This window comes from Lapillicoccus sp., from assembly GCF_025353065.1.
Classification (GTDB): domain Bacteria; phylum Actinomycetota; class Actinomycetes; order Actinomycetales; family Dermatophilaceae; genus Lapillicoccus.
Window position 1 is genome coordinate 1 of the sequence record NZ_JANXRJ010000293.1, and the last position, 9,324, is coordinate 9,324.

Sequence of the window (9,324 nt, forward strand, 5' to 3'; positions counted from 1 at the left end):
CTGCTCGCGCTCGCCGCGGTCCTCGGGGCGCTGACCCTCGTCGCCCCCGACCGGCTCGTGACCGACGTGACCCTCGGACTTCCTTTCGTCCCGTTCGGCGACAGCACCTCGCGCGTCCTCACGCCGATCGGCGTGCTCACCGGTCTCGTCCTCCTCGCGGTCGTCGTCCTCACCGCCCGGCGATGGTGGCCGATCATCGTGCTCGCCGACGGTCTCGGGGCGCTGCTGATCGCGGTCGCCCTCGGCTGCCTCGTGCTGACGTTCTCGACGTCCGATCCCCAGCGCGAGGTGGTCGGCCCACTCGGCTACGCCCTGCTGCCCGTCGGAGCGGCCGCCCTCGTCCTCTACCTCTGGCGGCACCGGGTGACCGCCGCGCCGCTGGTGCCGCGGGGCGTCCTGCGTGGCCGCGGCTCGGCGGCATTCGTGGTCAGTCTCCTCGTCGGCGTCGCCCTGGTCGCGGTCATCGTCGACGTCCCGCTGCTCGCCCGGCTCACTCTCACCAGCTCCCAGGAGACCGCCGCCTTCATCCTCCTGCGGTTCCTCGTGGCCGTGCCGGTCGGCGCGCTGCTCGGTGGCGTCCTGCTCCGAAGGCTGGGGGAGGGTGTCGTCGCCGCGATCGGGCTGGCCGCCACCGCGGTCGGTCTCGCCGTCATGTCGACCTGGGGCGGCGGCTCCCTCGCCGCGACCGTCCCCGCGACGACCACCCTGGCCGTCGTCGGCCTCGGCCTCGGGCTGGCCCTCGCTCCCGTCAACGCGGCCGCGCTCGGGGCGGCACCCGAGGACGCCCACGGCGTCGCGAGCGCCCTCGTCGTCGTCGCCAGGATGATCGGGATGGTCGTCGGCCTCGCGGTGCTGACCGCCGTCGGGCTGCACCGCTACTTCGGGACCGTCGCCGCGCTGTCCGCCCCGGACCCGGTGGCCCTCGTCGACGCCGCACTCATCCAGGTCCGCACGGTCTTCGCCGGTGGCGCGATCGCCGGGGCGATCGCTGCGGTCGTGGCGCTGACGCTGGGACTGCGCCGGCCGGCATACGCGGACGTGGCCAGAAGTGACCTCTGGCGGACCTGACCGCTGCGGCGAAAGGTGCCCTTTGGCGAGGCCGCGCTCGAGAGGTCAGGTCCGGTCCGTCTGGGACCCTGGGATCGACCGGACGTGACCTCTCGACCGCGACCCGCGATAGTCCGCGCCAAAGGTCACCATTGGCGACGGCTGGCCCCGGCCACCACCGCGACCACCCCCCAGACCTCACGTTCAGACTGTCCGGCCACGATGAACCCATGCCGCCGTTCACCTCCGCCTCGCTGCTCACCGCCTGGACGGCCTCGCCCTTCGGCCTGCTGCTCGTGGCGATCGTGCTGCTCCCCTACGTCTGGTGGCTGCTCCGCGCCCGCGCAGCAGGGGTCCGGTGGCCCGGCTGGCGGGTGGCGCTCTACCTCGTCGGCGGCGTCGGCACCCTCGCGTATGCCGTGTGCGGACCCCTCGAGGTCTACCGCACCCAGCTCTTCTGGGTCGCCGCCCTCCAGGTCGGGATCGTCACCTCCGTCACCCCCGTCGGGCTGGCGCTGGGCGACCCGGTCCGCCTGGCGCGCGCGGGCAGCGGGGACGACCACCTGCTCGGACGCGTCCTGCGGGGCCGCGTCGCCCGGCTGCTGATGTTTCCCGCGGTCAGCTCGGTGCTCGCCATGGGGTCGCTGATGCTGCTGTTCTTCACTCCCTACTTCCAGGCCTCGACGACCTCGACGCTCGTGGCCGACCTCCTCGAGGTGCACCTCCTGGTCGTCGGCCTCCTCTTCGTCGTCCCGATCCTCGTCGACGACCTGCTCCCGCCCTGGGCGACCCCGGGCGTGCGGGCCCTGCTCGCCATCGGGGACGGCCTGCTCGACGCCGTCCCCGGCCTCTTCGTGCTGACCGCCCCGTCCCTGCTGGCGCCTGACTTCCCGGGCTACCGCCTCGCCGCCCCCGCCGACCTGTCGCCGATCTTCGACCAGCAGCTCGGCGGGGGGACCCTGATCGCGGTCGCCGAGGCCGTCGGCCTCCCGATCATCGGGGTCGTCTTCGTCAACTGGATGCGCAGCGACGAGCGCGAGGCCCGCGCCATCGACGCCCAGCTCGACGCCCAGCTCGACGCCCAGCCCGACGCCCCGCCCGACGCCCCGCTCGAGATCCGACACCACCCAGAGCCGGACCCACAGCCGGACCCGCACCTCGACCCGCACCCCGACCGGGCCGACGGGCCGCTCACGAGCCCGTCCCCCGCCGAGCCGGACCCCAGCGCCCAGCAGCGCCCGGTTCTGTGGTGGGAGAACGACCCTCGCTTCGAAGGGCGCTTTCCCCGAAGGGGGTCGGAGGGCCCGCCGCCACGATAGCGAGCCGAGACGGGCTCACACCCCGGCGAGCAGCGTCCCGAAGAGCGCGACCACACGATCGGTGGCCTCGTAGGTCAGCATGTGGCCGGCCCCCGGGACGACCTCGAGGTCGGCGTGGGGCATCGCGTCGACGAGGGCGCGCGCGTGGCGCAGCGGGGTGAGCCGGTCCCGCTCGCCGACGATGACCCGGACGGGCACCCTGCCCAACGTCGCGAGCGCGGCCACCTGGTCGTGGCGCATGAGGGCCCCGTGGAAGCCGCCGAACGCCGGGAGCGGGGTCCCCGCGACCTGGTCCCGCGTCAGCGCGACGGAGGCCGGGTCGGCCTGCTCGCCGAAGAGGAGGTCGCGCTGACCGCGGGTCGTGATGAACGGTCCGGGCCGGAGGGGAAGGCCGCGCCCGAGCCCGGCCATGACCAGCTTCTGGGCGCGCGGGATGCCGTGGGCGAGCCCGCCCGCCGAGGTCGAGACGAGGCCGACCCCGCGCACCCTCGAGGCGACCTCCGCGGGGTGCTGCCCGGCATACGCCATCACGGTCATGCCGCCCATCGAGTGGCCGCCGAGCACGAGCGGCCCGGTCGGCGCCGTGGCGGCGATGACCGCGGCGAGGTCGTGGCCGAGCTGCTCGATGGACTGGCGCCCGCCCCGCCGTCGCCCGCCGGCCAGCGTCGAGCTGCCGTGGCCGCGCTGGTCCCACGTCACGATCCGGATGCCGTATGCCGCGCCCAGCCGCGCGACCACCGGGTCCCAGCTGCGGTGGTCGAGGGTCCAGCCGTGCGCGAGGACGAGCGTCGCCCCCTCGGACCCGTCGGCGGCATGAGACCCCCGCACGCCCTCGACCGGCACGCCGTGCACCTGGACACCGAGCCGCGCCCCGTCGTCGCTGACGACGACGCGGTCGGAGCGCTCGCGGCGGTCGTCGTCGCTGTCGTCGCCGGGGACGTCGAGGGCCATGCGTCTCAGCCTACGGACCTAGGGTGGGGACATGGCAACAGCACTGGTGACCGGAGGGACCGCCGGCATCGGTCTCGAGTTCGCGCGACAGCTCGCGGAGAAGGGCCACGACCTCGTGCTCGTGGCCCGTGACCGGGCCCGGCTCGAGAACGTGTCCGACGAGATGCAGCGCACCTACAAGGTGCACGTGGAGATCCTCGTCGCCGACCTGTCCGACCGGGCCCAGGTGGGCAAGGTCGCGCAGCGACTCGGCGACGAGGCGCGGCCGGTCGACCTGCTCGTGAACAACGCCGGCTACGCGCTCGGCCGCGGGTTCCTCGAGAACGAGATCGAGGTCGAGGAGCAGCTGCTCGACGTGCTCTGCCGGGCCGTGCTCGTGCTCTCGCACGCGGCCGCCGTGGCGATGAAGGACCGCGGTCACGGCGCGATCATCAACGTCTCGTCGGTGTCCGGGTTCGTCGCGATGGGCACCTACTCCGCGGCCAAGTCCTGGGTCACCGTCTTCTCCGAGGGCCTCGCGACCGAGCTGTCGGGCACCGGCGTCACCGTCACGGCCCTCTGCCCGGGCTTCACGCATACCGAGTTCCACGACCGCGCCCGGCTCAACATGTCACGCCTGCCGGACATCGCCTGGCTGGAGGTGCCCCGCCTCGTGCGCGACTGCCTCTCCGACGTCAACAAGGGGCGGGTGGTCTCCGTGCCCGGGGCCCAGTACAAGGTCCTCGTGGCCGCGCTACGGCTCCTGCCCCGCGGCGCCGTCCGCGGTGGGTCCGGGGCGGTGCACCGCGGCCGTCGGACGACCGGCGGCTGAGGGTCGCGGCCGGTGCTGGAGGCCCGGGGATGGCGTCCCTCACCGAGAAGTCTGACTAAAAGGACTATCCGGTAATAAGGCTCGTGCGGTATCAAACCGGTCAAAGACGACTTACTCTTTCCCTGTCAGCTTCATTCCAGGGGAGGAACCCTCCGCATGTCCACCAGTCCTGTCGGCAGCCCTCGTGCACGCCGCCCCCGCTTCAGTCGGTTCGGCCTCACGCTCGGTGCCGCCGTCGCGGGCTCCCTGGCCCTGGCTCTCTCGATGGGCACCTCGCTCGCCGCCTTCACCGCGACGATCGCCAACACGACCAACACCGCGACCTCGGGTGCCCTGTCGATCCGGGAGACCTCGACCGTCGGTGGCGTCACCTCGACCTGCAACAGCTACGACGCCACGGCCACGTGCAGCACGATCAACAAGTACGGCGGCACGGCGCTCCCGATCAACCCCGGTGGCTCGCAGACCACGACGGTGACGATGGCCAACGTCGGCACCACCGCCGCCGCGACGGCCGCGCTCCAGGGTGGGACGTGCGTCGCGACCGCCACCGCTGGCGCGGGTGCGGCGACGCCGACCACGCCCAACACGACCGCGGGCAACCTCTGCTCCGTGCTCGTGCTCAACGTGTATGCCGCGGCCACCGCGACCGGGACGCCCATCTACACCGGCTCGCCGGCCGCGTTCACTGCGTCGATCACGCTCGGTGCCCTCGCCACAGCGGCGACGCAGTCCTACACCTTCGTCATCTCGCTGCCCACCAGCGCCACGAGTGCCGTGCAGGGCCAGACGGTCTCGCAGCCGATGACCTGGACCTACAACGCCTGACCTGATGCGCCGCCCACGACGGCCCGTCGTGACGCGTTCCGCCCGCGCAGCCCTCGGGCTCGCCATCCTCCTCACCCTCCTGGCCGCGGCGGTCCTCACCGCCGCGGCCTGGTGGATGTCCGGGGGCCGGTGGCTCACGATCGAGTCCCCGTCCATGGGCCAGGCCGCCCCGGTCGGGACCCTGGTGCTCACCCGTCCCGTCGCGGTGCGCGACCTCGCCCCCCGGCGACGTCATCTCCTTCACGCCGCCCCGGGTGTCGCGCACCTACACCCACCGGGTGTCCGAGATTCTGCCCGGCGGCGCCCTCCGCACCCAGGGGGACGTCAACCGCACCCCGGACAGCTGGACCCTGCACCAGGGCGACCTCACCGGCCGTGTCGTCGCCCGCTGGTGGGGCGTCGGCTGGATCCTCAAGGCGCTGCCCCTGCTGACCGTCATCCTCGCGCTGGTGCTGCTCGGGACCGCACGTTTCGTGAGCGCGTGGTGGCGCAAACCGGCCCGGCTGTTCCTCGTCCCGCTCGCCTTCGCGGTCTGCGGGCTGATCTACCGGCCGTGGGTCGGGCTGATGCTGATCGACCAGACCGCGACCACCGCCGGGGGGGTCGGGCGGGTCGTCTCGACGGGCATCCTGCCGGTCAAGGCCTTCGCCCTGCACGCCGGGGACGCCGACACGGTGCACCTCGTCGCCGGACAGGTCGGCCAGCTGCCCCTCGTCGGCGGCGACTCCCGGGGTCGGATCTTCGTCGACGGCGCGATCGACCTCTACGGCTGGTGGTGGGTGGCGATTATCGTCGTCTGCCTGCTGCCGATCGTCTACGAGCTGGTCACCATGCGGGCGGACCGCGGCGACGGGCACGGGCGGCACGAGGGGTCCGACGAGGACGAGTACGACACCCTCGAGAGCATGGGCCTCGCCTGACGCTCGCCCTTGACCCCGCCGGGCCGCTTGACTCGGAGTCGAGGGACTCGACTCCCCGTGCACGGGGAGTCAACCGGGACGACTCCGAGTCAAGGGGCACGGGGATGGCGGCGGTTCGCGAAAGGTCACCACTGGCCGGACGGGGTCAGGCCAGGCCCGCCCGGTAGTGCGTGAGCACCTGCGTCGCGGTGAACGGGTAGGTGTAGATCGCGGCGTGGGCGAGATCGCCCGTCCAGGCGTAGCGGGTCGGAGCACCCGTCCAGCCGACGAGGGACTCGTAGCCGACGCGCAGATAGCTGACGATGCCGTCGATGTCGCCCGAGGTCGCCGTCGGCGAGGTGCCGATGAGGGCCCCGTCGACGTAGAGCGCGGAGCCGGCGGTGGGCGAGACGGTGGCGACCGCGTGGTGCCACACGTTGTCATTGAACGATGCGGTGGAGGTGACCTGGAGGTTGGCGCCACCCTTGTTCAGGGCGAAGGAGAGGCGACCGTTGGCCAGCATGAAGATCTGGTGGTCCTTGCGGCCCGAGAGCGTGATGGGCGTGGCTACGAGCGTGGTCGCCACGAAGTTGGTATCGCCCAGCGACAGGATCGAGCCGCCGAGGGTGGTGGGCGTCCGGAACCATACTTCAGCCGTGAAGCCGGCGCCCAGGCTGTTCGCCGGGAGACCGGCGGTGGGCCCGTTGACCCAGCCCGCGTTTCCGGTGTTGCTGTCGGCGTTGCCCAAGACGGAGACGTAGCCGGCCGGGTCGCGGGTGCAGCCGCTCTGCCCGGTCTGGTGGGTGATGTTGTTGGGGAACAGCGTTCCGCTGTTCTGGTAGCTGCCAGGAGCGCCCGGCGCCGTGAGGTTGGCCGCTGGGGGGTTCGTACCCGTGTCCCGCAGCAGGAAGGCCCAGAGGGCGTTGTCGCGCGACATGGCGTCGCTGCAGGTCCCGAGCCGCGTGGTGCTCGATGCCGTGTCGCCGGTCTTGGTGATCGTCCGGGTGAAGCCGGCATCCGTCTGCAGGCCGGCGACGCTGAGGGCGACCGCTGTCATGACCGCTCCGAGGGCGATGAGGAGCCGCTGGCGGTGCGACGTGGCCACGGGTCCCCCTTCGGCGCGAGCGGTCTCAATACGGACATATCTAGTGTAACCGCGCACAACGGACTGGGCGGCCGACGGCTGGGGTCGCGCGCTGGCACGATGGCCGGATGAGCTCGGCCTGGGACCAGCACGGATCGCGGGTGCGACTCGAGTGGGGCGCCGTCGGGGCGCGGGAGGTCGCGATCGGCGCGACCTGTGTCGTCGTCGACGTGCTCAGCTTCACGACCACGCTCAGCGTCGCCGCCGACCGGGGCGTGGTCGTGCATCCGCACCCATGGAGGGACGACTCCGCCCGGGCGCTCGCCGACCGGCTCGGGGCGACGCTGGCGGTCGGCCGGAGCGACCAGCCAAAGAATCACCTCTGGGAGACCCGGAGGGGTGATTCTTTGGCTGGTCATGCGGCCGCCCCCGATTGGGTCAGCCTGTCGCCCGGGACGGTCCGCGCTGCCCCCGACCTGCACCTGCTCGTCCTGCCGTCCCCGAACGGCTCGTCCATCGCCCACCTCCTCGCTGGCTCGGGGTCGCCGGTGGTCGGGGCCTGCCTGCGCAACCGAGACGCCGTCGCCCGCCACCTCGCCGCGGCGCTCAAGGCCGATCCCTTCGCCGCGGTCGCGCTCGTCCCGGCCGGCGAGCGATGGCCCGACGGCTCGCTCCGTCCGGCGGTCGAGGACGTCTGGGGAGCGGGCGGTGTCGTCGCAGCGCTCCTCGACCTCGGGGTGGAGGAGGCGCTGCTGAGCGAGGAGGCGCGGGCGGCGGCCGCGGCATACCGGCTGGTGGAGGGTCGACTCGGGTCAGCGCTGCTGGCCTGCTCGAGCGGGCGCGAGCTTGCCGCGATCGGGTATGCCGGTGACGTCGCCATCGCCGCCGAGCTGGACACGAGCGTCGTGGTGCCGGTGCTCGGACCGGACGGTGCCTTCCGGGCCGCGGCTCCCACCTCGATAGAGTGACGGCCTGTGACGACCTCCCAGACTGCCGAACCGGCCACTGACCGCACCCGGCTCCTCGACCTCATCCTCGCCAAAGCGATCGTGCACGGCCGGGTGACGCTGTCCTCCGGCGCCGAGGCCGACTTCTACGTCGACCTGCGTCGGATCTCGCTCGACGGCGAGGCAGCCCCCCTCGTCGGGCGGGTGCTGCGCGAGCTGACGCGGGACCTCGACTACGACGCGGTCGGCGGGCTCACCCTCGGAGCCGACCCGGTGGCGACGGCGATGCTCCACGCCGCGGCCGCCGCGGGCGAGCGGCTCGATGCCTTCGTCGTGCGCAAGGAGGGGAAGGCCCACGGGCTGCAGCAGCGCATCGAGGGACCGTCCATCGTGGGCCGGCGCGTGCTCGTCGTCGAGGACACGACGACGACCGGCGCCTCCCCGCTGACCGCCGTCCAGGCTGCCCGCGAGGCCGGCGCCGAGGTCGTGGCCGTCGCGACCATCGCCGACCGGGCGACCGGGGCGGGCGAGAAGATCGAGGCCCAGGGCGTGCCCTACCGGTTCGCCTTCAGCGTCCAGGAGCTCGGCCTCGGCTGATCGGCCGGTCAGGTGAGCGGAACCGCCCGGGTGTCCCCGCCGTCCCAGAAGTCGGGAATCAGCACCCGCCACGGCCACCTGGCTAGGATCGGGGATCACCGCACCACCTAGGGGAGTCCCCATGAAATTCGGCATCATCGTCCTGGTCGTCATCGTCCTGCTCGTCGTCGCGTTCGTGGCGATGTACAACGGCCTCATCAAGCTGCGCAACCTCGTGCAGGAGGCCTGGGCCCAGATCGACGTCGAGCTCAAGCGCCGGCACGACCTCATCGGCAACCTCGTCGAGACGGTGAAGGGGTATGCCGCGCACGAGAGCGGCACGCTCGAGGCGATCACCTCGGCTCGCGCCCACGCGATGGCGCCGGGCCAGGGCCCGGCCGAGACCGCCAAGTCCGAGGCCGCGCTGACCCAGGCCCTGGTCAGCCTCAACGCCGTCTCCGAGGCCTACCCCGACCTCTAGGCCAACGCCAACTTCATGGCCCTGCAGACCGAGCTGTCCTCCACCGAGGACCGCATCGCCAGCGCCCGCCGCTACTACAACGCCAACGTCCGCGAGCTCAACACCAAGGTCGACACCGTCCCGACGAACTTCATCGCCGGCATCGCGAGCGTCCGCAAGGCCGAGTACTTCGAGACGCAGGGCGCCGAGCGCGAGGCCCCGCAGGTCAGCTTCGGCGCCGGGTCGGGGGCGCCCGCCGTGGCGGCCGCCGCTCCGGCAGCCCCGTCGGTCATGCCCGTGCCGCCGGCCACTCCGCAGGACTCGGCGGCCCCGGTGACGCCGGCGGCCCCGCCCGCTCCGCAGGCCTGACCCCACCCCCTTCCGCTGAGGTCGTGGTCTGGC

9 protein-coding genes and 1 pseudogene are annotated in these 9,324 nt (G+C 72.7%); 8 read left to right on the plus strand and 2 right to left on the minus strand.

Features of this window, described 5'->3' with window-relative positions; genetic code table 11:
• Positions 1-1,068, plus strand: a 1,068-nt coding sequence (locus Q0R63_RS21320; RefSeq protein ID WP_295701925.1) for an MFS transporter, incomplete at its 5' end; no start/stop codon positions are given.
• Positions 1,069-1,277: 209 nt separating this feature from the next.
• Positions 1,278-2,366, plus strand: coding sequence for a cytochrome c oxidase assembly protein (locus tag Q0R63_RS21325; RefSeq protein ID WP_295701927.1), 1,089 nt, complete (start codon positions 1,278-1,280; stop codon positions 2,364-2,366).
• A 15-nt stretch (positions 2,367-2,381) separates the two neighbouring features.
• Here Q0R63_RS21325 and Q0R63_RS21330 read toward each other — a convergent pair whose 3' ends face one another.
• Entirely contained in the window at positions 2,382-3,317 is a 936-nt protein-coding gene (locus Q0R63_RS21330) for an alpha/beta hydrolase (protein ID WP_295701929.1), read from the minus strand.
• 31 nt (positions 3,318-3,348) lie between these two features.
• Between Q0R63_RS21330 and Q0R63_RS21335 the strand changes: the two genes are divergently transcribed.
• The 3 genes from Q0R63_RS21335 to Q0R63_RS21345 all read left to right on the plus strand — a co-directional run bounded on the left by Q0R63_RS21335 (position 3,349) and on the right by Q0R63_RS21345 (position 5,876).
• The gene (locus Q0R63_RS21335; RefSeq protein ID WP_295701931.1) at positions 3,349-4,128 is read left to right on the plus strand and encodes an SDR family oxidoreductase; all 780 of its coding nucleotides are present in this window, start codon (positions 3,349-3,351) and stop codon (positions 4,126-4,128) included.
• A gap of 156 nt (positions 4,129-4,284) precedes the next feature.
• Positions 4,285-4,956 carry a hypothetical protein gene (locus Q0R63_RS21340; RefSeq protein WP_295701933.1) on the plus strand — a complete coding sequence of 224 codons (672 nt, stop codon included), beginning with the start codon at positions 4,285-4,287 and terminating at the stop codon, positions 4,954-4,956.
• 278 nt (positions 4,957-5,234) lie between these two features.
• Positions 5,235-5,876 (plus strand): hypothetical protein, encoded by a 642-nt coding sequence (locus Q0R63_RS21345; protein WP_295701935.1) that lies wholly within the window; start codon positions 5,235-5,237, stop codon positions 5,874-5,876.
• 145 nt (positions 5,877-6,021) lie between these two features.
• Here the strand turns inward: Q0R63_RS21345 and Q0R63_RS21350 are convergent, their stop codons facing one another.
• A complete protein-coding gene (locus tag Q0R63_RS21350; RefSeq protein WP_295701937.1) occupies positions 6,022-6,960 on the minus strand; it encodes a LamG-like jellyroll fold domain-containing protein in 939 nt (312 codons plus the stop codon).
• A gap of 107 nt (positions 6,961-7,067) precedes the next feature.
• On the opposite strand from Q0R63_RS21350, the gene Q0R63_RS21355 reads away from it, so the two are divergent.
• From Q0R63_RS21355 to Q0R63_RS21365, 3 genes and pseudogenes are all read left to right on the plus strand, one after another.
• Positions 7,068-7,907 carry a 2-phosphosulfolactate phosphatase gene (locus Q0R63_RS21355; RefSeq protein ID WP_295701939.1) on the plus strand — a complete coding sequence of 280 codons (840 nt, stop codon included), beginning with the start codon at positions 7,068-7,070 and terminating at the stop codon, positions 7,905-7,907.
• A gap of 6 nt (positions 7,908-7,913) precedes the next feature.
• Positions 7,914-8,483 (plus strand): orotate phosphoribosyltransferase, encoded by a 570-nt coding sequence (gene pyrE, locus Q0R63_RS21360; protein WP_295701941.1) that lies wholly within the window; start codon positions 7,914-7,916, stop codon positions 8,481-8,483.
• A gap of 181 nt (positions 8,484-8,664) precedes the next feature.
• Positions 8,665-9,291 (plus strand): annotated as a pseudogene (locus Q0R63_RS21365) (LemA family protein).
• Positions 9,292-9,324: the final 33 nt, after the last annotated feature.